This is a genomic window from Gordonia sp. GN26 (assembly GCF_054823965.1).
On record NZ_JSYC01000047.1, the window covers coordinates 15,930 to 38,051 of the forward strand.

Below are 22,122 nucleotides of genomic sequence, written 5' to 3' on the forward strand. Positions count from 1 at the left end.
AAGGTCAGAGCTGGGTCAGGTCTTCCGGACGCCAGACGGCGCGCATCGACGACACCTTGCCGTCGGCGTTGAAGACCATGATGTCGACCGGAGTGATCTCGAAGGCGAGACCGGAGGTCTTGGTGACGAGGGTGAACTCGAAGACCGCGGTGTCGCCGGCGACCTTCTTCCACTTGAGGGTCGCGGTGCGCTCGTCCATGCCGGTGATCACCGAGTAGAACTCGACGAGCTGCTCGCGGGTGTTGCGGATGTCGGCGCCGATCGGGTCCTCGACCGTCGCGTCGGGCGCGTAGAGGTCGGCGATCTGTTCTGCGGTGCCGTTGTTCAGCAGCTCGACGTAGGCGTCGACCGCCGCGTCGATCTTTTCGGCGAGGTCGGCTTGCTCTACGGTCATGAATCCTCCAGGAATTAGAACGTGTTCTAATTCGGCACCGTAGCACGCGGGTCCGTCGACCGGTGGATGTTTCCGGTGCTTGCACAGGGTTCTTTGATACGTTCGCCGCAAGAGTCCCTTCGGGCCTCGAGTCCGGGAAAACGACGAGGTCGCAGCAGCGCGGAAAGGCCGGTATCCGTGACCCCGCTCCTGGCTGCTCCGCTGGACCCCGGCAACGAGCAGGCCCGACGCTGGGCCGAGGACGAGCTGTCGAAGGACGTCTACCACCCGCCGGAACCGTCGTGGTGGGACGAGTTCAGCGACCGCGTGTGGGAGTGGATCGCCGACAACATCCTGGACCTGTTCGGTGGCTCGGACACGATCCGGGCAGTCGTCATCGTCGTCGCGATCCTCTTGTTCGCGGGCCTCGCCGTGCTCGTGATCCGTCGGGTTCGTCGCATCCCCCGACTCCCGAAGACCGCCGACACCACCGACGCCAAGGTGGTGCTGTCCGGTACGCGAGCAGCGAAGGAACTCCGCGCCGAGGCCGAGGACCGCTTCGCCGCAGGCGACCACGACGGCAGCGTGATCTACGCCGTTCGTGCGCTCGCCCGGCGCGCCATCGAACGAGGCCTGCTCGCCGATGAGCCGTCTCTCACCGCACACGAGGTGGCCACCGAACTGGCGTCCCGGTTCCCCGACCACGGCGTCGAACTACGCAGTGCCGCTGACCTGTTCGACGCGATCGCATACGGCGACCGCCACGCGGCCGCCGGACCGGCGCGGGCGGTGCTCGAGCTGGAACGTGCGGTGTCGTCCACCCAGCCGGCCGCGGTGGCCACCTCGGATCCGCATCGTCTGGCGGTGCCCCGATGACCACGACTACCCGTGCTCCGTCGATCGCGCCCGCCCCGCCGAAGCGCGGTACGCCGCGATGGATCTGGGTGCTCGTGGTGGTTCTGGTCGTCGTCGTGATCGGCGCGATCGGTCTGCTCGGAGTGTCCGCCCTGACCGTGTTCGGGACGGAACCCGGGCCCGGGGTGAGTTACGACCCCGACAACCCGAGGCCCCAGGGCGCCCGGGCGCTGGCCCGGATCATCGACGAGCACGGCGGCGACCTACGTCAGGCACGCGGACTGGACGAGTTCAGCGACGCACCACGCCCCGGAGGCACCACGACTGTCGTCGTGTCATCAGTGGGTGCGCTGAATCCCGGTACCGCGCAACAGTTCCTCGATCGGGTGGCCGAGGCACACCGGGTGATTCTGATCGCGCCGCAGGACAGCGCCCTGTCGCTCCTCGAACTTCCCATCCGGTTGGAGTTCGGCGGTGCCCCGACCGGCGTGCCCGCCCGGTGCACCACCGCCGAGATCGGCGCCGACGACATCATCACCGGCGGCGCCCTCGGCTACAGCACCTCCGCACCGGGTGCGACGTCCTGCTTCACCACCGGCACCGCATCGAATGTGCTGTACCTGCCGGCCGGCTCCGGCCGTCCTGAGATCCTGGTCGTCAGCGGCGACATGCTGATCAACGACAATCTCGCGCTCCGGGACAACGCCGGCGTGACCACCCGGCTCTTCGCCGATGCCGACGACATCCTCTGGTACGTCCCGTTCTTCACCGACGAGGTGCCGACCGAGGACGAGGACTCCGACATCCCGGCGGCGATCGGGCCGCTGATCGTGCTCGCCGCGTTCGCGGTCCTGGCCCTCATGCTCTGGCGGGGTCGCCGGTTCGGCGCGCTGGTCACCGAGCCGCTGCCCGCGGTCGTCAAGGCGATCGAGACCACCCAGGCGCGGGGTCGGATGTACCAGAAGGCCCGCGCCGACGCACGGTCCGCCGCCGCCCTGCGGATCCACACGCTGACCTCGCTCGCCTCGTACCTCGGCCTGCCCTACGACGCCGGGAGGGCCACCGACGAACTGGCCGCACCCGGATGGGAAACGACTGTGGCCCAGGGGGAGACGGCCGATCCCGCGGTACACGCGATCATCACCGCCGTCGTGTCCGTCACCGGCCGCGACCTCGTCCGGGTGCGCGCCCTGCTCGCCGGACCGCTCCCCACCACCGACACCGGCCTCGTCCTCTTCGTCGCCGAACTGACCGCCCTCGAGAAGGAAGTCCGACACACACCATGACCGTCGATCCATCCCGCGCCTTCGGCCCCGGTCCATTCGAGAAGGCGCCGCCGCAGAGTCCGCACAGCGGACCCGCCCCGTCGTCGAACACCGCGCGCGCCGCGCTCGGTGCGGTACGTGCCGAGGTCGCCAAAGCGGTTGTCGGACAGGACCCGGCGGTCGCCGGATTCCTCATCGCACTGCTCTGCCGCGGACACATCCTGCTCGAGGGCGTACCCGGTGTCGCAAAGACGCTCCTCGTCAGATCGGTCGCGGCCGCGCTCGACGTCGACACCAAACGCGTGCAGTTCACCCCGGACCTCATGCCCGGCGATGTGACGGGGTCGCTCGTGTTCGACGCCGCCAGTTCGGAGTTCACGTTCCGTGAGGGCCCGGTGTTCACCAACCTGCTGCTGGCCGACGAGATCAACCGCACCCCGCCGAAGACGCAGGCGTCGCTGCTGGAGGCGATGGAAGAACGGCAGGTGACCGTCGACGGCGTGGGTCGCCCCCTGCCCAGCCCCTTCCTCGTCGCCGCCACGCAGAACCCCGTCGAATACGAGGGCACGTACCCGCTGCCGGAGGCCCAGCTCGACCGCTTCCTCCTCAAGGTGACACTGCCCCTGCCGCCCCGTGACGACGAGATCACGGTCCTCACCCGGCATGCGGCCGGATTCGATCCGCGTGATCTCGCCGCGGCCGGACTGCGGCCGGTCGCCTCCGCCGCCGACGTCGAGGCCGGGATCGAACAGGTCCGGCGTGTCAGCGTCGCACCTCAGGTGGCCGCCTACATCGTCGACATCGCCCGTGCGACACGGTTCTCCCCGTCCCTCGCGCTCGGCGTCAGTCCGCGAGGCGCGACCGCATTGCTCGCGACCAGCCGTGCCTGGGCTTGGCTGAACGGTCGCGACTTCGTGACCCCCGATGACGTTCAGGCGCTGGCACAGTCGACGCTCGCGCACCGGCTGTCGCTGCGTCCCGAGGCCGAACTCGAAGGGGTGTCGGTGGGTTCGGTCCTCGACGCCGCCGTGAACTCGGTTCCCGTCCCACGCTGATGTTCCTCACCGGCCGATTCCTGATCCTGCTGCTGCTCGGCGCAGTGCCGATCCTGGTGTGGCCGAACTATGCCGTCCCGGTGCTGTGGGTGCTGTTCTGCGTACTGCTGATGTGCTTGGACCTCGTCCTCGCCGGGTCGACAAAGACCGTCGCCCTGGCACGGTCGGTACCCGGACCGGTCCGGCTCGGTGAGACCACCTCATGTTCGATCACCGTCAGCAACACCGGAACCGGCACCTTCCGCGGCGTCCTGCGCGACAGCTGGCAACCGTCGGCCGGTGCCACCGACACGGTCCATCGACTCACCGTGCCCCAGGGTGAAACCCGCTCGGTCACCACCACGCTCACCCCGACGCGCCGTGGCGACCGGCTCGCGGTGCGGGCGACCGTTCGTCGCCTCGGCCCCCTCGGACTCGCCGGTCGGCAACGCAGCATGCCGCTACCGGGCCGGATCCGCGCGCTCCCGCCGTTCGGTTCACGACGCCTGCTGCCCTCACGGCTCGCCCATCTGCGCCAGCTCGACGGCCGGTCGGCGGTCCGAATACGCGGGCAGGGAACCGAATTCGACTCCCTGCGGGACTACGTCGAAGGGGACGACGTCCGCAGCATCGACTGGCGGGCGACAGCACGACGCCGCTCGACCGTCGTGCGCACCTGGCAGCCCGAGAAGGACCGTCACATCGTCATCGTGCTCGACACGTCGCGTACCTCGGCCGGTCGTGTCGGCGACGTCCCACGCCTCGACGCCGCGATGGACGCCGCTCTGCTGCTCGCCGCCCTGGCGTCGCATGCGGGCGACCGCGTCGACCTCATCGCCGGCGACCGACGCGTCCACCGACGAGTGGTCGGGGTGGGCCGCACGACACTGCTCAACAGCCTGGTCACCGCCATGGCGAACCTCGAACCGGCGCTACTGGAGGCAGATTGGCCGATGCTCGGGGCAGAGGTCGCGAAGATCAGCCGACAGCGGGCCCTGTTGGTGCTGCTGACCCCACTGGAACCGGCAGCCGTCGAAGAGTCATTGCTGCCACCGCTGTCGGTCCTGGCGCAGCACTACAAGGTCGTCATCGGATCCGTCGCCGATCCGGCGCTGGAGGAGATGATCGCGGCCCGGGAGAATCCGGAGGCCGTCTACGACGCGGCGGCCGCGGCCCGGACCGTCACCCTGCGAAACCGAACGGCCACTGCCGTCAGCCGGCTCGGCGTCGACGTCGTGGACGCCCCGCCGGACAAGCTCCCCGCGCGGCTCGCCGATCACTATCTGCTGCTCAAGTCGCGCGGGTTGCTGTAGCCGCGGAAGCTACGGGTCGTCTCGAAGAGAGCGTTCGAGGAAGTCCAGTCCCTGCCGCATCTGAGCAATGACGCGGTCGGGGCCGGATACTGGATCGTCGGCCTCCGGGTCGACAATCGCATTCACCGCCATGTCGGCGAGCTGACGTGCGACTCGCCGGTCGGTCTCCGCGTCACCGGGGTGATGCCACCATGCGAGCCAATTGAGCATCCCGATGATCCCGAGTGCCGAGACCCGCGGATCGGCGGCGCGGAAGCGACCTTGAGCCATCCCCTCCTCCACCACCCCTACGAACTCCTTGAGCACCCGTCGGCGACTCTGCCGGTATGTCTCGGCGAGAACCGCCGGGAGCTCGGCTTCGGAACGAATCAGGAGGCGGAAGCGATCCAGCGTCTGCGTCTGGTGAAGAGCGATCGACATGGCCATCTCGTGGATCTTCCCCACCGGGTCGAGATCGGTTCGCTGGTTGATCTCGTGCAGCAGCACGGCAGGTTCCTCGGCGATCTCGCTTACGAGGCGTGCGAACAGCTCGTCCTTGTTGGCCACATAGTGGTACAGCGCCGGGCGGGTGAGGCCGGTGGCGTCGGCGATGTCCTGCAGAGTGGTGCCGGCCAGACCGCGCTCGGCGAACAGTCGCGTCGCCTGCTCCATGATCTCCCGCTCGACCAGCTCACGCCGGGAGTTGCTGCGTCCGCTCTTGATGCCTGTGGTCGGCGGCTCTTCCGACGTCGAGCTGGTCATAGGCGAAGGATAGTGGGTCACACCGCAGTGGAACGGACAACCTCGGCCACCTCGGGACGCACCGCGCCGTCTGTGAAGCACACGAGGTCGGTACGGTGACACACCAGGCCTGCGACCAGGTCACCACGGACTGCGCTCGGTGCTTCGACGACGACGATGGCGCCGGTTTCCCGACGCATCCGCTCGCCGATATCCAGGCGAGTCAGGACCGCGGCACGATCGGCGGCGCCGGTGAGCCAAAGCACGGATGCGTCCACACCCCGCTCGATTAGTCGGTCAGCCGACAGCCCCCACGCAGAGGGTAGGTCCACGTCGACGATCACCGTTCCCGAATCCAGGCGTAGGGCCTCGGGTGCCTGACGACTTCCGAACGACCGCCCGTTCCGGGATAGCGGGCGACCCAGAGCCCAGCTTTCGACCCCACTCGCAGGGACATCGGCGGGGGACACCCCGGCGTAGTCCGCGAGCCCCTGTTTGGCCACTTCGGGCGCCGACGACGCGAACCGGTCCAGGCCCACCTTTCCCGCGCGCGTCATGTAGGCGATCATCAGCTGGTCGACGGGTATGTCGCTCCGGTAGGGGAACGATTCCCACCATTGTTCGCTCCGCGCAGCAATCGACTGCAGGTACTCCACCCCGGGCCGGCGCACCGACTCATAGGTCGAGAGGGCCTCGGCCAGGGATGATGAGTCGGCCACCGCGCGATCCAGTGCGATCGCGTCTTCCATGGCCAGCTTAGTGCCCGACCCGATCGAATAATGAGCGGTGTGAGCGGCGTCCCCGAGCAACACGACATTGCCCACGTGCCATCGCTTGCACGTCACCGTCCGGAACCGGAGCCAGCGCGTGCGATTACCGATCAGCCGGTGACCTTCGAGCGTGTCCGCGAAGGCCTCTTGGAGATACGTCAATGCCGTGTCGTCGCTGTTCGCTGGTCCGGTGCGTTCCGTCGACAGGTCGAATCCCGCTGCACGCCAAGTCTTCTGGTCCGTCTCGATCAGGAAGGTACTGCGATCGGGGGCGTAGGGATAGGCATGCGCGACGAACGTCCCGTGCTCGGTCGTCACCGGCGTGAAGATCGCACTCGGTAGTGCGAAATCCGTTCCGCACCAGAGGTACAGGCCCTCACCGGTGGTGATCGTCGGTTCGAGAGCGTGAGCCAACCCAGCGCGCGTGGAGCTGTTCACGCCGTCGGCGGCGACGATCAGATCGGCATCGAGGTCGGTCACCGAACGTCTGCTGCCGAATTCCAGGGTCACCCCGGCCGCTCGGGCGTGCTGCTGTAAGACTTCGAGCAGGCTTGTGCGCGCAATGGCCAGCAACTCCCCTTGTGAGAGCCGCGCGACGGCATCGCGCACCTTCATGGACATCTCGTGCGGATGGGACACGCGGACAATGGCGTCGAGGGAGTCCGGGTCGGCTTCTCGAAGGTTGCGCTGGGTGCGGGAAGCCAGACCGACGCCGAACCCGAAAGTAGTATCCGGGGAACCCTGTTCGTATACGGTGACGTCCGCGTCGGGATTGCTTCGTTTGAGGAGACGTGCCGCGTATAACCCGCCGGGACCGCCACCGAGCACGGCGATTCGACTGAGATTCATCATTTCTTCCTCACTGATGGATGTTCGGCGGGGCGATGCCCAGCTTGGCCACGACATCCGCGCGCAATCGCTTCTTGTCGATCTTGCCGACGTTCGTCCTGGGGAGTTCGAGCACATACTCCAACCGTTCGGGCCACTTGAACTTGGCCACACCGAGCGCGTCGAGATGCGCCTGGATTGCATTCATCGACAACGGTTCACCATCGGCGGTCACGAGGTAGGCGCACGTCCGTTCGCCGAGCCGCTGATCGGGCATCGCGACGACTGCCGCGTTGAGGACCGACGGATGCGCCACCAGCAGTTGCTCGACCTCCTCGGCGTTGATCTTCTCTCCGCCGCGGTTGATGAGATCCTTTATCCGACCCTCGATGGACAAGTACATCTCGCCCTCGATGCTCACCATCGCCGCCAGGTCGCCCGTCCGATAGAAGCCGTCGGAGGTGAACGCGGCCCGGTTGTGTTCGGCAGCGTCGAAGTATCCGGGAATGGTGTACGGGCCACGGCAACACAGTTCGCCGATCTCGCCGTCTCCGACCGCAACCTCTGTCCCGGGTTCGAGGATGCGGATCTCGTCTCCGGCGGCAATCGGAGTGCCGACAGTGGTCAACCGCGCGTACTCCGGTGAGTCATGCGGCGAGACGGTGAACAAACCTTCCGACATCCCGAACAGTTGACCGGCCCAACGGTTGTCACCGTCGTCGGCACGGTGGAACAGCTCGCGGCCGACCTTGGCGCCCGAGAGGATCACGTTGCGCAGATACGGTCGCACCTCGTCGAACGCCGGGCCGGCCACGGCCTGATAGTGGCCGTGTCCGATGAGGACGTCGGTCGCTCGCTCACGTGCCATCAACGGGAACGCAGTCGAGACATCGGCCGTGGCCAGTACCAGACATGCACCCACCGAGTGCGCAGCATGGAGCCCACAGCTGATGCCCGCGTTGTGGACGATTGGAATCAGGTGCGCGACCCGGGTGTCCCGGGTCCAACCGAGCCTCCGCGCATACATCAGCGCGTTGTCCCAGTACTCAACGTGTAGCCGCGGAATCACCTTGGGCACACCGGTTGTCCCGCCGGAGAGTTGGAAGACGCACACGTCCATCGGGTCTATTCCCTCTTGGATCTTCGCGACTCGCTTCCGCGCGACCTCCGGTGCGACGCCGTCGCCCAAAGTCTCCACCGCAGACACCTCGGTGTCAGTCTCGTTCCCGTACAGCCCCCGCGCCCCGATCGTGAGGATCGTGCGCAGCGTCGGATGCCCGTCTGCTTGTTGTCGCGCGAAGTCGACGAGGTCGAACGGAAGGCCGGCCTCCACGACATGCGCGACGGCTCCGACAGCCCGGGAAATGTGTCCGATTTCGTGGCCTCGGTGGGCAGCGAGGGTCGCCACCGGCACCAGACCCGCTTTCAGACACCCGTACCAGACCAGGATCGTCTCCATCCGGTTGGTCGTCTGGAACAGCACCGGATCACCTGGCACCAGCCCCAGGTCGAGAAGGCCGGCAGCCAGCTGGTCGGTCCGCATTCCCAACTCGCCATACGTCATCGATGCCACGTCGGTGACGACGGAGAGGCGATCGGTATAGCGCTCAACGGTGTCCTGGAATCGGGTCGCAAGCGGCCTGTCCGTCCACTCGTTCAACTGCCGGTACAACTCCGCCCGATCCGCCCGATGGCCGACCAACCGTTCGCCCCAATGTGATCGCCCGGTCGGTCGCGTTCCCGACATCGCCTTACCCGAGAGGGCCGTCGCCGTCATCGACCTGCCACCGCCGGGAGAAGCTGTGCGAGTTCGGCAACGCGATCAGGATGGTCGACGGGCACGATGCCCGAGTAGACGGCGGTGAAGCATCCGGGACAGCACTGTTGCCGAAACACGACCTCTGTGTCGACATACTCGCGTGGATCTGACGTGACCTGGACACCGGCGTCACTCGACGGACCATCGAAGCGGGCCAGGTCGAGCCGGCCGGATTTGCTGTCGCCCAGAAGCCGGCCACAGTGCGCACACCCGACGACACGCGAATCGCCGATGGTGACCTCGACGAGGTTGTCGTCGAGACGACGTGCGCGCGCGAGGTCGAGCGTCGCCTCCTGGCCGGCCGGGATCTCTGAACGGCTCCGTCGCAGATCGCGCAATTCCGTACGCTTCTGTTCGGTGAGGGCCACATCCACCTCCCCGTGGGTGAGCACGACGCCGTACCCCTCGATGGCGCCGGTCGGGGTCACCTTGCCGTTACGCACGTCGGCCGCGACGGCTTCTGGTTCCCGGCGAAGCGGGTCGCCGTAACCACCGCCTCCCTGCCAGTGCATGTACAAGACCTCACCCGGCGCCAGGTAGCTCTCCGCGTAGCAGGCGCCGATCTCCTTCGAGCCCGCTAGTTCGTCGAGAGTGCCGGGGATCTTCCCTTGCGCCAACAGATTCTCTACATCGGAGTCGCGGGCGAGGACCTCCAGCCCCGTGTTCCCGGGCAATCCGCCTGCAAGCCCCGAGTTCTGGGCGACGGCCTTGCCCGCCGACGCGAACACGAGACCCATCGGAAGGCTTGTGCCATAGGGCGTGACCGCCAGCGACGCCGAGACACCGCCGCGGTGTCGGCCCGGACCACCGGAGTCAGGTTCCTCCCGACGCCAGAGAGTGAGCAGCGGATAGAGGAACTCGGTCATCTCGGTGTCGGGAATGCGTCCCATCGGGATGCAGAACAGTCCGCCGGTGTCCATACCGTCGGCGACGGGACGTGCTCCGTACCCACCGGCCATCGGCTCCATCATGATGTTGAGGAACGGCACCGCTTGTTCGCCTCGCTCGTCGAGGCCGGCGACCACGGCGGTGTCCCAGGTGCCACAGCACGACGCCGCGACGTTCTTGCCGAACTCGAGATGTCGGTCGAGCATCTGCGCCAGACACTCGGCGATCAGGTTGCCGGTCAGCCACGCTGGTCCGATCGGCCCGCGACTCACCGCTGCCGGGAATGTGGCGTTGTTGATCGTCCCCTCTTCGGCGACCAGGTCGAAGCAGCGCATCAGTCCACCAGCGGACCACGGGATGTCGCCGGCGAGAATGGGCAACAGCGCAAGCATCACGCCGCCGCGCATGCCCGCATATGTGCAGTTGATGACGCCGGTCTGTGCGTCGGTGCCGGTGAAGTCGAACTCGAGGTGATCGGCTTTCTTGGTCATCGCGACCGTGATCTTGTGAACCTCACGGTCGCCGGTCTGCGCCTGGTCCTGGTAGCCGGTCGCGTGCCAAGTACCGTCCGGCAGGTCCGCGAGTTTGGCGCGCAAGCGGCCCTCCGCGTCGGCCATCATTCGTTTCATCACGGCCTTGACCGTGTCGGCGCCGTACTGCTCGATGACGGCGAGCAGACGGTCCCGGCCGACGCTGTTGGCGCCGATCTTGGCGCGCAGGTCGAGCCCGACCAGCATCGGCACCCGACTGCGCCGTACCCAGACGTCGGCGACGTCGCGCTGGAGTTCGAAGTCGCGGACCACCTTGATCGGCGGTGTCGGAAGAGACTCGGAGAACACATCTTTCGCGGCCGGGTCGAACGACCCCAGCCCCGAGCCACCCAGGTCGGGTTCGTGGCAGATGGCGCTGGTCCAGGCGAACAGCTCGCCATCGTGGAAGACCGGTTGGTAGACGATCACGTCACTTTGGTGTAGGCCGCCGCCCACCCACGGGTCGTTGCACAGGAACATGTCACCCTCGGTGATGCCCGGATTCAGTGACCGGTTCTGCAATGTCCAGTAGATGGCGAGGTCGACCGCACCCACGAGCATCGTGTTGTACAGACCGACCTGAACCTCCTGGCCGATCTCGTCGCTAATGGCGAAGTCGAAGTCGTTGGCGTCGGTGACGATCGGGGATCCGGACATGCGCTTTAGCGCTTCGCCCATCTCGTCTGTGACTGACCAGAGACGGTGGCGGATTACCTCATACGTCAGCGGGTCGAGGGCGTCGATCTGCTCCTGCGAAACGGTGTGGACGGGTAGCGACGGCGGCAACGACCGGGCGAGGGCGTCGAGGTCCGTCGGGCGGCTGGAGAAGACCTCCGAGCCGGGGATGGGTGCGGTCATGAGTGCAGCTCCTGTGGCTCTTGCTAGTGGTCGAACGTGCGGGATCGGCCCCTCATGCAGGGTCGACCGTGATGGTGAGGTTGCCGAGACGGTCGATCTCGCCGGTGGTCTCGTGCGGGATGACGACCGTGGTCGTCGGAACCTCGATGACGGCCGGTCCACGGAGGACGTGGCCCGCGCGGAGTCCCGCGTAGTTGTAGATGTCGGTGTCGACGAACCCGCGTTGCCCATCGAGACAGACTTTGCGCACACCGACGTGCGCGGAACCGGGATCCGTGGACTCGGCGGTCGCCAGCTCGGGAAGTTCCGGGGAGAACGGCAGCACGCCGGTACCGCGGACACGGTAGGTGATCGCCTGGATGCCTGCCTCGCGAAAGCCGCTGTCCTTACCGTAGAGATCGGCATAACGTGCTTCGAAAGCGTTTGCAGCATAGAGGATCTCGGTGGAGGTCAGAGAGCCTTCCGGCAACGGTGTCGCGACCTCGGCCAACTGCATCGTGTACCGCATGTCAATCTCACGCTCGATCTCCACGGCCGCGAACTGCAACCCCTGGCGATCGAGCTGGCCGCGCACCTGCTCCTCGGGGAGCTTGAAGTTCTCTTCCACCCGGGCTGGATCGAGCGGCATGGCCGCCGGATCGGAGAGCTCCTTCGCAAGGACGATGTTCGACGACGCCAACCCGTAGGCGGAGAAGGCCGAGGCGACCTGGCCCAGCGGCACGACGACCCGTGACACGCCGATCTCTTGCGCGTAGAGCCCGCAGTGCGCAGGTCCCGAACCGCCGAAGGCGTAGACGATGAAGTTGCGGGGATCGTGCCCGGCCTCGACGACGGTCTTACGCAGCAGGTCCCCGGTCTGGGCGTTCTGCACGGCGAAGATGGCGGCCGCCGCGTCCTCGACGGACAATCCCAGCGGCTCGGCGATCCGGATGCGGATGGCCTCACGTGCCAGATGAAGGTCCAGTGCCTTACGGCCGCCGAGCAATCCGCGTTCAGGGAGAATGCCGAGGACCAGATTCGCGTCGGTGTTCGTCGGCTCCGTGCCGCCCTGTCCGTAACACGCCGGGCCCGGCACGGCCTGTGCGCTGTGCGGACCTATCTGTAAGTTCCCGCCGGCGTCCAACCAGGCGATCGCGCCGCCCCCGGCGCCGATCGCGTGGACCTCGAGGCTCGGGACGTTGATCGGATGGTGGTTGATGATCGTGGTCGACGAGCGGACCGGCTCGCCGTCGACGATCAGGCCCACGAGGAAGGTGGTTCCGCCCGCATCGGTGGCGATGATGTTGTCATGGCCGAGCTGGCGGCCGAGGGAGACGGACCCGACGACGCCACCGGTGAGCACCGACCCGACCGTCGAGATCGCGTTGCCCGGTGCCTCGGCGGCGGCTACCGCTCCACCGTTGCTCTGCATCACCAACAGCGGACCGGAGAGGTTGTGGCCGCGCAGCCGGTCTTCGAGTTCTCCGAGGTAGTCACGGAGGCCGGGACCGATCTGAGTGCTCATGATCGTCGTGGCGTTCCGGGCGAACTCTCGGATACGTGGACTGACCTCGCTGGACAGCGAGACGAAGACGTTCGGGTCAATCTCGTGCACGATCTGTCGAATGCGCTGCTCGTGATCGGGGTTGCGGAAGGACCACAACAGGGACACCGCGATCGCCGAGATGCCTTCGTCGAGAAGCGTCCTGACCGCCGACCGGACCTCGTCCTCGTCCTCGTCGAGCTGGACCACCACGCGGCCGTCACGGTCCACGCGCTCGGTGACCTCGAGTGCATGACGCTTGTGGACAAGTCCGTGAGATTTGCTCTGCGCCATCACATTCTGCAGTTGCTCGGGCGAGCGGCCGAGGTACCGACCCTCGACGTTCATGATGAAAATCGAGTCGCGGTGGCCCTTGGTCGTGATAAAGCCGACATCCGGGACGCGGCCCATCACCAGCGCGTTCAACGACGACGTGGTGCCGTGGGCGATGTGGTGGGTGTCGGCGAGCATGTCCTCGAGCGTCCGCCCGAGTTGCTCGGCGAGCACGCCCAAGACGTCCATCACGCCTTCTGAGTAGTCAGGCGGCGTAGAGGGCGCTTTGCCCGCGACAACCAACCCCTTGCCGTCGTCCAGGACGGCATCGGTGAACGTCCCGCCGACGTCCACACCGATCACGTATGCCATGGCCACGCACTCCTTCGGTATCCGGGCCGCGAAGCCCGCGTGTTTTACGCTGGCGTTGAGTATTCGACGTGACCGCCTACGTGTCAAGCGGTAGATGTGGCGCCGATCACCCGATTGTGGCACCCGGCCTCGCATCTGCGCAGCTCAGCGACCGTACGAGCGAACTCTTGACGAATCGTCATTTGCGTCGAATAATCGGCGTCAGCGTCAACGTGGCGCGTCTCGGCCGGTCCGTTCGGCCGAAATCGAAAGGACCACACAACATGGGTGTCCACCGCATCGGACTCGTGGTGCCGAGTTCGAACATCACGGTCGAGACCGAGATGCCGGCCCTGCTGAACCGTCACCCGGTCTCGGAGTTCTCCTTCCACTCGACCCGGATGAGGATGCACACGGTGTCACCGGAGCAGCTTGCGGCGATGAACGCCCAGCGAGAGCGCTGTGTTCTGGAGATTGCGGATGCATCCCCCGACGCCATCCTCTACGCGTGTCTAGTCGCGCTGATGGTCGGCGGGCCGGGTGAGCATCAACGCATCGAGGGCGCCGTCGCCGAACAACTGGCAACCGGGGGATCCGAGGCCATCGTCCGCTCGAGTGCCGGCGCGCTCGCCGAAGGACTTCGGGCGCTCGACGCCAAACGGATTGCCCTCATCACGCCGTACATACGGCCGCTCGCCGAGAAGGTGGTGGAGTATCTCGACGCCGAGGGATTCGAGATCATGGATTGGCGGGCGCTCGAGGTCGCCGACAATGCCGAGGTCGGGAGCATTCCCGGCGACCGCGTCATGGCGGCCGCTCGTTCACTCGACCTCACCGGGGTCGACGCGCTCGTAATATCCTGCTGCGTCCAGATGCCTTCGCTGGGACTGATCGAAGACGCCGAGCGTGAATTCGAGCTTCCCGTCCTATCCGCGGCGACCGCCGGCGCGTACAGCATCCTGCGCGGGCTAGGCCTCCCCGCCGCCATCGAGGGAGCCGGCAGTCTCCTACGCGCCGACATCGCCTCCGTTCCCGCTTGATACACCCTTTCACCCTGGAGTCCGACCATGCACAATCTCCCCCACAAGGTCCGTGGCGTCGACCACGTCGCCTACCCCACCTTCGATCCGGCCGGCACAGTCACCTTCTACCGCGACGTTCTCGGATTCCCTGTGGTGCACTCGATCTGCGCCGCCGGATGGGGCCCTGACAAACACCCCGACTTCATCCACTTCTTCTTCGACATCGGCAACGACGACCGGTTGGCGTTCTTCTACTACTTCGGTTTGGAACCTCTCGACGGCGGGCCGCAAGGTGATTCGTACTCGCGGTTTGCCGAGGACGTGCCGATCTGGTTCATCAGATCCCGCCATCTGGCCATCCACGTCGACGACGAGGCCGATCTGCTGGAGTATCGCCGACGACTCGATGCCAGCGCGTGGCCCGTCGAGATGCAGATCCAACACGAGACGATCGAGTCGATCTACACCCATGACCCGAACGGCTACATGATCGAGATCACCCGGGCCATGCGGCCGGTCACCCCGCAGGAGGATCTAGACGCGAACCTCACCATCGAGGCGTTGATCGACGTGGTGTCCCAACCGAATCCGAGCATGGACGCCCTTTTGACCCGCAAAGCCGAGCGGATCGTCGAACGTGCTGCGCAGTGGCAGGCGGAACACGACGCCCACGAGTCCTGCTCGACCGAGGGGGTCACGGTCCGATGACCACCCTGTTCATCCTCGACGTCCCCGAGAACAAGCCCGTCGCCGCGGTCGCGGGTGAGGATCCCAACGTCTCTGTCGACCACCTCGGCCCCTACTTCCGGATCACCTCCGACGCCACCATCGTCATCGACCGGCGTGCCACAGGATGCCGCCATGCGGTCTGGTACAGCAGCGTCTCCGGTCTCGTCGATTCCCGGATCACGCAGTGGGACAAGGACGCGTTGAAGATCGAGACCCGATGATCAACACATCCTCCGCCGGAAGATTGGGCGCAGGACGCTACGTCGAAGCGGCCGAGCAGCCTGCCGAGACCACAACGTCGGTCCACGAACTGTCGACCGCCGACGGCGCCAAGGTCACCGGCGTTCTGCGTACCACCCCCGGGGCCACCACGGTGGTCGCACTCATGCACCCCCGTCAGGACCTCACGCACCACGTCCTGGTGCCCGAGCTGCTCGCCCGGGGGGTCTCCGTGTGGACGCAGGGCACACGGTCGGTCAACAACGACCTCAACCTGGTGCACGAGCAGGCCATACTCGATGTCGCGGCCGGCCAGGTGTTCCTGCGCAACAACGGCTTCGCCGCGGTTCTCACTCTCGGGCACTCTGGCGGTGGCGCCCTGTTCGCGTTCTATCACGAACAAGCAGGTCTGGCGCCGTCCGACCGGCTGTCGAGAACACCCGCGGGCCGACCCGTCGACCTGGCCGGGGCCGACATGCCGGTGCCCGACGCGGCGATCTTCCTGGCCCCTCACCCCGGCCAAGGCGAGCTGTTGCTACGCCTCATCGACGCATCGGTGACCGATGAGAACGACCCACTCAGCGTCGACCCGTCGCTGAATCCGTTCGATCCGGCGAACGGTTTCGCCGAACCGCCCGACTCATCTTCGTACACAGCTGATTTCGTCAAACGGTACCGTGCCGCGCAGCGAGCTCGAGTCGAACGACTCGACGCGACTGCGCGGGCCCACGTGGCCGAGAGCGCCGCCGCCCGGGCACGATTCGCAGAGAGCGGCGACCCGACCGATCGTCGCGCCGCGCTCGCTCCCCGCGTGATGACCGTCTACCGCACCGATGCCGATCTGCGTTTCGTCGATCGATCACTGAGCCCCAACGACCGGCCATACGGCTCTCTCTTCGGCCGGCGACCCGACCTCACCGATTACGGACTGGTGGGGTTCGGTCGGCTGGCGACACCTGACGCATGGTTGTCGACCTGGTCAGGAGTGTCGACCAACGCCGGATTCCTGCGCTGCGCACCGGGTGTTCGCGTACCGACCCTGTTCGTCGAACTGACGGGCGATCAGGCGTGCTTTCCCGAGGATGCGGTGGCGATGGTGAACGCCCTCGGCGCGGACGATGTCACCCACGTCCGTGTCGAGGGAACCCATTTCGGTGGTGCGATTCGCCCCGGGGCGCCGACGGGCGCGAGCCTGGCTGCGGCGGAGATCGGCGGCTGGTTGGAAGAACGCTTCCCGCCACGGACGTGAGCACCCGTGGCCGCATGGCACGTCACTTCTTGGCCTGCACCCCGCGGTAACCGAGGAAGCCCAGATAACCGGCCAGGCCGACGAGGCCGAGGCGTCGGGTGCGAGGGGACACCAGCGCGACGCCGATCGCGGTCTCGCAGGCGCCGTTCCGGTAGGTCCAGGTGGTGGTGTCCTCGGGGAACACCGGTGCGGTGATGGGGGTGAACAGCTCCGGCTTGACGAAGTGCGTCAGACCGACCGCGGCGAGACCTCCGCCGATCAGCGAGACCGCGTCCAGGGACTTGTCGTTCTTGGCCATTCGGGTGTTCCTCTCGGGTGGGGCTGGTTTCGATACGGCTCGTCGCAAGCTCCTCACCTACTCAACCAGCAGACCTCTGCTGGCCGAGTTGGTCCGAGGCGCAAGCCGAGGACCGTATCGAGGTCACAAACCATTCCTACACGGTGGGTGCGGTCAGTCCTCGATCGAGTTCGGCGAGGTCGCCGGTCTCGCCCGTCTCGTGCGCGCGGCGTCCCGCGACGAAGACGTAGGCCATGAACAGCAGCCAGGCAGTCACCCCGATTCCGATGCGCGCCCAGGTGGGCAGGGGAGAGGGGGTCACGAAGGCCTCGATCACGCCGCAGATCAGCAACACGACGACGAGTCCGAGCGCCACACCGATCGCGGCTCGTCCCTCCTCACCGAGAGCGGCTGCGCGCGTTCGATTTCCGGGTGACACCCAGGACCAGAAGATCCGCAGGCCGACCCCCGCGGCGACGAACAGGCAGGTGAGTTCGAGCATGCCGTGCGGGAGTAGCAGGCCGAAGAAGAGATCGCCGCGGCCGTGCCGGATCATGATCGAGGCGATCACCACGAGGTTCAGGATGTTGCTGTAGAGCATCCAGATCACCGGCAGGCCGAAGATGCCGACGGCGATGCACATCGCGGCGAGCCAGAAGTTGTTGGTCCACACCCGCGCCGCGAACGAGGTCGCTTCGTATTCGCTGTAGTAGTTCTCGAAGTCGTTGGTGACGAGCCGCTCGATCTCCTGCGGCGAGGCGAAAGAGCTCTCGATGCGGGGATGCTCCAGAACCCACCAGGTCATCACGGCGGCCGCGAGCACGCACACACCCATGACGGTCAGCCACCACCACCGCATCCGGTACAGCGCGGCGGGGAAGGTGACGGCGAAGAAGTCGATGAACGTCGACCACGTACTCACCCGGGTTCCCGACGCCCGACCACGGGCGCGCGCCAGCAATGCCGACAGATACGCGACGAGCGAGGCGTCGGGGGCCGAGGAGCGGATCACCGAAAGGTGGGTGGCCACGCGCTGATAGGTGTCGATGATCTCGTCGGCCTCGGCTCCGGTCAGCCGACGTCGGCGCGACAGCGTGTCGAGTCGTTCCCACGTCGCGCGATGCGCGGACACATAGGCGTCGAGATCCACTCCGCCAGCGTAACCGGCATCCGACCCGGTGCAGAGCGTGTCATTCGACGGGCGTCGTGGCGTGTGCTCACACCGCGCGGACCGCAGTAGGCGTCGTATGGTGAGGCGGTGCCGCCCGGATCGTTGCCACCACGACCTCCGGTGATGGCGGGTGCGCCGGTCCCGGTCGGGCCGCCGCCGACCGTCTGGGGTGGCGGTGTGTCGGCCACCGTCGGCGTCGGCCGCAACGACCTCGTCTCCGGTGAGGCGGTCGCGCTCGCGCTGCCGCCGGGGGGTCTCGGCTACCGAATTCTCTCGGGGATGCTCGACGTCGCGCTGGGGATCGCTCTGTGGTTGTTCCTCTGGTGGCTGTCGTACAAGGTGACCGGGGACCTGAACGACGCGTGGCGCGGCACAGTCAACACGTTGCTGCCCATCCTCAGCGTCATCGCCCTACCGACGGTCGCGGAGACGCTCACCGGCGGAAAGACCGTCGGCCATCTGGTCGTCGGACTGCGCACCGTGCGAGACGACGCGGGGCCCACCGGTTTTCGGCAGTCGCTGACCCGTGCGCTCGTCGGATTCATCGAGATGTACGCCTGCCTGGGTCTGCCGGCGCTCATCAGCGCGGCCATCTCACGGAAGAACAAGCGTCTCGGAGATCTCCTCGCCGGGACCTACGTGATCCGCGACCGACATCGCATCGAGGAGCAGCATCCCGTCGAGATGCCCGTGGGGCTCGCGTCGTGGGCGGTCTCGGCCGACATTGCCGCCCTGCCCGACGGCCTCGCCGTGGCCATCCGCCAATTCCTCAACGGACGGCACGCGATGAAGCCCGAACCGCGAGCTGCCGCCGCACACCGGCTCGTCTTCGCCGCGGCGCCGTTCGTGGCACCCGCACCGCCACCGGGTGCGTCGTTCGAAGACGTGCTGTCGGCCGTCATGGCGGAACGCCGACGCCGTGACTCTGAACGACTCGAACGTGAAGCGCGCCTGCGGGAGAGGTTGCTGCGATGAGAACGTCGGTAGGTCACGTCAGGATGGTCTGCGCTCTCGCCACCGGGGTGCTGATGGCGATCGGCGGTACCTAGGTCGGCGCCTCCCCGCGGCGGATGGCCGCTGGCGGTGTGGAACCACATGACCGTCGGCGCGGCGGACGCCTGCGCACCGTCCGCCGGTCATGCGAATCATCCCGAGCGTCCGCGGATGACGTCCGGTGACCTCATCGTCGGACACCTGCTCGACGCCGGGTTCGCGGTCGTACGACCGGATTTCGAAGGGATCAGTGGTCCGGGACCACACCCGTACCTGATCGGAGGTTCCCTGGCACGATCGGCGATCGACCTGGCCGTCGCCGCGTCGCGCGTCGACGCACGGATCGGCCGGGACGTGGTGGTGGCCGGGCACTCCGAAGGTGCCGTGGCCGCGCTGTTCGCCGCGTCTCGACCGGACACCGAATGGCATGGGCTGCGGGTGCGCGCCGTCGCCGCACTGGCACCGCCCACCCAGGTGGCCCGGATGCTCGACGCCGCGTCGGGCGTGCCGGTGGCCGGCCCGGCCATCAACGAGCTCATGGGGCTGGCCGCGTTGCTCGGGTACGGTGCTGCCGCTGCGGATCCCGGGTTCGAGCAACTCATGCTGCACGGCGGCGGTCTCAGCCCGGCGGCACGCCGCCTCGTACCGCACGTCGAGCAGCGGTGCTATGTGGGACTCACGCAGTTCGATTCGTACGGCGGCCTCGCGCCGGCCCAGCTCCTCGGTCCCCAGGGTGCGCGGCTGAAGGCCGGCCTGTTGACGATCCTCGACCGCAACGACGTTGCGCACCTGCGATTCTCACCAGGGTTGCCGGTGCGGATCGAGGCGGGGGCGGTGGACACGGTCTCGCCGCAACCCTTCGTCTCCGACCTGGTGCGGAGCTATCGACGCGCCGGAGTGCAGGTGACCTACAACGAACGCGTCATCGGGCACGCCGGTGTCGCCGCCGAACCGGGCGGCGCGAAAGAGGTTGCGCGGTGGCTGATCGGGCAGGCCTGACCGCCATCACCTCAGGTCGGTGCTGGACTTTCCCAGAACGCGGCGGGCGATGATCAGCTGCTGGATCTGCTGAGTGCCCTCGAAGATGTCGAGGATCTTCGAGTCACGTGCCCACTTCTCGAGGAGGGAGGTCTCCGAGAAGCCTGCTGTCGCACCGATTTCCACGGCCTTGTTGGTGATCTCGGTGACCGTGCGCCCCGCCTTGGCCTTCGACATCGAGGCCTCGGTGGAGTTCGGCTGGGCGTTGTCGGCCATCCAGGCGGCCCGCAGCGTGTGCAGCCACGAGGCCTCCCACTCCGATTCGAGGCGGATGAATTCGGCGACGGTCGCATGCTGGGCGGCTGCCGGCCGGTCGTAGTCGATCTCGTGGCCGGCCTCGTCGAGCATCCGGCGGAGCTCCTCGAGGGCGGCGCGGCCCAGGCCGATCGCCATGGCCGCGACGACCGGGCGAGTGTTGTCGAAGGTCTGCATGACCCCGCCGAAGGCCTTCTTGGTGTCGATCTCCGGCGAACCGAGCAGATTCTCGGCGGGGACGCGGGCGTTCTCGAAACGGATCACGGCCGTGTCGGAGGCCTTGATGCCGAGCTTGTGCTCGAGGCGGGCGACCGTCACGCCCTCGGTGGTCATCGGGACGACGAAACTCTTGATGGCCGCGCGGCCCACACTCTTGTCGATGGTCGCCCACACGACGACGTGATCAGCACGCGAACCGGCGGTCACGAAGATCTTCTCGCCGTTGATGAGGTAGTCGTCGCCGTCGCGGGTTGCCGTCGTCGACACCGCCGCGGAGTCCGAGCCGAAGCTGGGTTCGGTGATGGCCATCGCCGCCCACACCTCGGAGAACTTCTCGAGCTGTTCGGGGTTGGCGACGGCCGCGATGGCGGCATTGCCGAGTCCCTGGCCGGGGATGGAGAGCAGCAGACCCACATCGCCCCAGCTCATCTCCAGGGCCGAGATCAGGCCGCGCATGTTGGCGCCGTTGACCGACGGCCCGTCGTCGCTGCTCGACGAGTCCGCCGCCTTCTCCGACCCGCGTCCCTGCTTCGCGAGCTTGGCCAGGTCGTCGAGTTCCGTCGGGTACTCGTGCTCGGCCTTGTCGTACTTGCGCGAGATCGGCCGGAAGATGTGCTCGGCAGCCAGGTGGGTGCGCTCGACCGTCGAATCGAACTTCTTCGGGAGCTCCAGGTTGATCGCCATGGCATGACCTTACTGCTCGGTAAGTTCGTTGCCAAGTCTTTCCCCGTCACACCCGCCGAATAGCCTGGAGACGTGGCTTACGACGAGGAACTCGCCTTCCGCATCCGCGCGCTGCTCGCGGCGGAGGTCGGCGTGGACGAGGTCCCCATGTTCGGCGGCCTGGCCTTCCTGATCAACGGCAACATGGCCGTGACCGTGAGCGGCAAGGGCGGGATCATGGTGCGAGTGCCGCCCGAGGAGACCAGCACCCTCCTCGAGTACCCGCACACCGCCCCGATGCACATGTCGGCGCGCGAGACGCTCGGCTGGCTGCGCGTCTTCGAAGAGGGGATCGCGTCCGACCGGCAGCTGACCCGCTGGGTCACCATCGGCGCCGACTACGCCCGGAGGCTCCCGCCGAAGTGAGACGGAAGCTCGACGAGTGGCCGCGGACGGTCATCCTGGTCCCGTTCGGCGTGTTCTTCATCCTCTTCGGTCTGTACGGGCTGCTCAGCTCGGACGTCACCTGCGGCGACGAGCCGATGTCCGCGGACGACCGGTGTGTCCAGCACGCCGACGACGATGGGGAATCACTTCTGACGCCCGAGCAGCTGGCGGCTCTACCGACAGCACCCAGGGGTGTCGAGCTGTCCCCGCAGTTCACCGAGATGTACGCCGACATCGCGTCGCTACCCGAGTGGGCCGGTCGGTCCCGCGACGAACAACGAGCCCGGGATGCACAGAACAACCGGGTCATCGTCGTTCTCGGGTTGATCGCCACCGGCGTCGGGTTCGGGAGCATTTACATCAAGAGATGGTGGCTGCGACGGCGAGCGTGAGTCGGGTAGCGATCGGCGCCAATCGAGTTCGGTCGCCGGCCCTTCGAGC

At 66.9% G+C, this 22,122-nt stretch carries 21 protein-coding genes; 12 read left to right on the plus strand and 9 right to left on the minus strand.

What is annotated here, in order from left to right:
• Positions 1-4: 4 nt before the first annotated feature.
• Positions 5-394 (minus strand): nuclear transport factor 2 family protein, encoded by a 390-nt coding sequence (locus tag OK17_RS11980; protein ID WP_232716785.1) that lies wholly within the window; start codon positions 392-394, stop codon positions 5-7.
• Between the two features lie 177 nt (positions 395-571).
• Here OK17_RS11980 and OK17_RS11985 point away from each other — a divergent pair, with 177 nt between their 5' ends.
• From OK17_RS11985 to OK17_RS12000, 4 genes are all read left to right on the plus strand, one after another.
• Positions 572-1,249: a DUF4129 domain-containing protein gene (locus tag OK17_RS11985; RefSeq protein WP_461417571.1), complete on the plus strand. Its 678-nt coding sequence runs from the start codon at positions 572-574 to the stop codon at positions 1,247-1,249.
• A gap of 68 nt (positions 1,250-1,317) precedes the next feature.
• A complete protein-coding gene (locus OK17_RS11990; protein WP_232717092.1) occupies positions 1,318-2,514 on the plus strand; it encodes a DUF4350 domain-containing protein in 1,197 nt (398 codons plus the stop codon).
• Complete coding sequence (locus tag OK17_RS11995; protein ID WP_461417572.1) at positions 2,511-3,548, plus strand: AAA family ATPase; 1,038 nt, start codon at positions 2,511-2,513, stop codon at positions 3,546-3,548. The genes OK17_RS11990 and OK17_RS11995 overlap by 4 nt, the downstream gene beginning before the upstream one ends.
• Complete coding sequence (locus tag OK17_RS12000) at positions 3,548-4,840, plus strand: DUF58 domain-containing protein (protein WP_232716782.1); 1,293 nt, start codon at positions 3,548-3,550, stop codon at positions 4,838-4,840. Before OK17_RS11995 ends, OK17_RS12000 begins: the two co-directional genes overlap by 1 nt.
• Before the next feature lie 9 nt (positions 4,841-4,849).
• Here OK17_RS12000 and OK17_RS12005 read toward each other — a convergent pair whose 3' ends face one another.
• From OK17_RS12005 to OK17_RS12025, 5 genes are read right to left on the minus strand one after another with little or no spacing between them, the layout of a single operon-like run.
• Complete coding sequence (locus OK17_RS12005) at positions 4,850-5,581, minus strand: TetR/AcrR family transcriptional regulator (RefSeq protein WP_461417573.1); 732 nt, start codon at positions 5,579-5,581, stop codon at positions 4,850-4,852.
• 17 nt (positions 5,582-5,598) lie between these two features.
• Positions 5,599-7,179 carry an FAD-dependent monooxygenase gene (locus tag OK17_RS12010; protein ID WP_461417586.1) on the minus strand — a complete coding sequence of 527 codons (1,581 nt, stop codon included), beginning with the start codon at positions 7,177-7,179 and terminating at the stop codon, positions 5,599-5,601.
• Positions 7,180-7,189: 10 nt separating this feature from the next.
• Positions 7,190-8,905, minus strand: coding sequence for an AMP-binding protein (locus OK17_RS12015; RefSeq protein WP_461417587.1), 1,716 nt, complete (start codon positions 8,903-8,905; stop codon positions 7,190-7,192).
• 26 nt (positions 8,906-8,931) lie between these two features.
• On the minus strand, positions 8,932-11,253 hold the full coding sequence (locus OK17_RS12020) for a hydantoinase B/oxoprolinase family protein (RefSeq protein WP_461417574.1): 2,322 nt from the start codon (positions 11,251-11,253) through the stop codon (positions 8,932-8,934).
• Positions 11,254-11,305: 52 nt separating this feature from the next.
• A complete protein-coding gene (locus OK17_RS12025) occupies positions 11,306-13,420 on the minus strand; it encodes a hydantoinase/oxoprolinase family protein (RefSeq protein ID WP_461417575.1) in 2,115 nt (704 codons plus the stop codon).
• A 263-nt stretch (positions 13,421-13,683) separates the two neighbouring features.
• Between OK17_RS12025 and OK17_RS12030 the strand changes: the two genes are divergently transcribed.
• Genes OK17_RS12030 through OK17_RS12045 form a run of 4 tightly spaced genes read left to right on the plus strand, consistent with a single transcriptional unit; the run spans position 13,684 to position 16,618 of the window.
• Complete coding sequence (locus OK17_RS12030) at positions 13,684-14,439, plus strand: maleate cis-trans isomerase family protein (protein ID WP_461417576.1); 756 nt, start codon at positions 13,684-13,686, stop codon at positions 14,437-14,439.
• A 27-nt stretch (positions 14,440-14,466) separates the two neighbouring features.
• Positions 14,467-15,129: a VOC family protein gene (locus tag OK17_RS12035; protein ID WP_461417577.1), complete on the plus strand. Its 663-nt coding sequence runs from the start codon at positions 14,467-14,469 to the stop codon at positions 15,127-15,129.
• A complete protein-coding gene (locus OK17_RS12040; protein WP_461417578.1) occupies positions 15,126-15,371 on the plus strand; it encodes a hypothetical protein in 246 nt (81 codons plus the stop codon). The genes OK17_RS12035 and OK17_RS12040 overlap by 4 nt, the downstream gene beginning before the upstream one ends.
• Positions 15,368-16,618 carry an alpha/beta hydrolase gene (locus tag OK17_RS12045; protein ID WP_461417579.1) on the plus strand — a complete coding sequence of 417 codons (1,251 nt, stop codon included), beginning with the start codon at positions 15,368-15,370 and terminating at the stop codon, positions 16,616-16,618. Before OK17_RS12040 ends, OK17_RS12045 begins: the two co-directional genes overlap by 4 nt.
• A 22-nt stretch (positions 16,619-16,640) precedes the next feature.
• On the opposite strand, the gene OK17_RS12050 is transcribed toward OK17_RS12045, so the two are convergent.
• Both OK17_RS12050 and OK17_RS12055 read right to left on the minus strand, forming a co-directional pair.
• Positions 16,641-16,916, minus strand: coding sequence for a hypothetical protein (locus OK17_RS12050; RefSeq protein WP_461417580.1), 276 nt, complete (start codon positions 16,914-16,916; stop codon positions 16,641-16,643).
• Positions 16,917-17,052: 136 nt separating this feature from the next.
• Positions 17,053-18,045, minus strand: a complete 993-nt coding sequence (locus OK17_RS12055; protein ID WP_461417581.1) for a stage II sporulation protein M — start codon at positions 18,043-18,045, stop codon at positions 17,053-17,055.
• A gap of 144 nt (positions 18,046-18,189) precedes the next feature.
• On the opposite strand from OK17_RS12055, the gene OK17_RS12060 reads away from it, so the two are divergent.
• Both OK17_RS12060 and OK17_RS12065 read left to right on the plus strand, forming a co-directional pair.
• Positions 18,190-19,041: an RDD family protein gene (locus OK17_RS12060; RefSeq protein WP_461417588.1), complete on the plus strand. Its 852-nt coding sequence runs from the start codon at positions 18,190-18,192 to the stop codon at positions 19,039-19,041.
• A gap of 120 nt (positions 19,042-19,161) precedes the next feature.
• Complete coding sequence (locus OK17_RS12065; protein WP_461417582.1) at positions 19,162-20,058, plus strand: lipase family protein; 897 nt, start codon at positions 19,162-19,164, stop codon at positions 20,056-20,058.
• A 6-nt stretch (positions 20,059-20,064) separates the two neighbouring features.
• Here the strand turns inward: OK17_RS12065 and OK17_RS12070 are convergent, their stop codons facing one another.
• Positions 20,065-21,255, minus strand: coding sequence for an acyl-CoA dehydrogenase family protein (locus tag OK17_RS12070; protein ID WP_461417583.1), 1,191 nt, complete (start codon positions 21,253-21,255; stop codon positions 20,065-20,067).
• A 72-nt stretch (positions 21,256-21,327) separates the two neighbouring features.
• Between OK17_RS12070 and OK17_RS12075 the strand changes: the two genes are divergently transcribed.
• Both OK17_RS12075 and OK17_RS12080 read left to right on the plus strand, forming a co-directional pair.
• Positions 21,328-21,660 carry a TfoX/Sxy family protein gene (locus tag OK17_RS12075; protein WP_006868507.1) on the plus strand — a complete coding sequence of 111 codons (333 nt, stop codon included), beginning with the start codon at positions 21,328-21,330 and terminating at the stop codon, positions 21,658-21,660.
• On the plus strand, positions 21,657-22,073 hold the full coding sequence (locus OK17_RS12080) for a hypothetical protein (protein WP_232716777.1): 417 nt from the start codon (positions 21,657-21,659) through the stop codon (positions 22,071-22,073). The genes OK17_RS12075 and OK17_RS12080 overlap by 4 nt, the downstream gene beginning before the upstream one ends.
• Positions 22,074-22,122: the final 49 nt, after the last annotated feature.

Coding starts and splice junctions, on each gene's coding strand:
- OK17_RS11980 (WP_232716785.1), bottom strand. CDS start 394: ATGACCGTAGAGCAAGCCGACCTCGCCGAAAAGATCGACGCGGCGGTC.
- OK17_RS11995 (WP_461417572.1), top strand. CDS start 2,511: ATGACCGTCGATCCATCCCGCGCCTTCGGCCCCGGTCCATTCGAGAAG.
- OK17_RS12000 (WP_232716782.1), top strand. CDS start 3,548: ATGTTCCTCACCGGCCGATTCCTGATCCTGCTGCTGCTCGGCGCAGTG.
- OK17_RS12005 (WP_461417573.1), bottom strand. CDS start 5,581: ATGACCAGCTCGACGTCGGAAGAGCCGCCGACCACAGGCATCAAGAGC.
- OK17_RS12010 (WP_461417586.1), bottom strand. CDS start 7,179: ATGAATCTCAGTCGAATCGCCGTGCTCGGTGGCGGTCCCGGCGGGTTA.
- OK17_RS12015 (WP_461417587.1), bottom strand. CDS start 8,905: ATGTCGGGAACGCGACCGACCGGGCGATCACATTGGGGCGAACGGTTG.
- OK17_RS12020 (WP_461417574.1), bottom strand. CDS start 11,253: ATGACCGCACCCATCCCCGGCTCGGAGGTCTTCTCCAGCCGCCCGACG.
- OK17_RS12025 (WP_461417575.1), bottom strand. CDS start 13,420: ATGGCATACGTGATCGGTGTGGACGTCGGCGGGACGTTCACCGATGCC.
- OK17_RS12030 (WP_461417576.1), top strand. CDS start 13,684: ATGGGTGTCCACCGCATCGGACTCGTGGTGCCGAGTTCGAACATCACG.
- OK17_RS12035 (WP_461417577.1), top strand. CDS start 14,467: ATGCACAATCTCCCCCACAAGGTCCGTGGCGTCGACCACGTCGCCTAC.
- OK17_RS12040 (WP_461417578.1), top strand. CDS start 15,126: ATGACCACCCTGTTCATCCTCGACGTCCCCGAGAACAAGCCCGTCGCC.
- OK17_RS12045 (WP_461417579.1), top strand. CDS start 15,368: ATGATCAACACATCCTCCGCCGGAAGATTGGGCGCAGGACGCTACGTC.
- OK17_RS12050 (WP_461417580.1), bottom strand. CDS start 16,916: ATGGCCAAGAACGACAAGTCCCTGGACGCGGTCTCGCTGATCGGCGGA.
- OK17_RS12060 (WP_461417588.1), top strand. CDS start 18,190: ATGGCGGGTGCGCCGGTCCCGGTCGGGCCGCCGCCGACCGTCTGGGGT.
- OK17_RS12065 (WP_461417582.1), top strand. CDS start 19,162: ATGACCGTCGGCGCGGCGGACGCCTGCGCACCGTCCGCCGGTCATGCG.
- OK17_RS12070 (WP_461417583.1), bottom strand. CDS start 21,255: ATGGCGATCAACCTGGAGCTCCCGAAGAAGTTCGATTCGACGGTCGAG.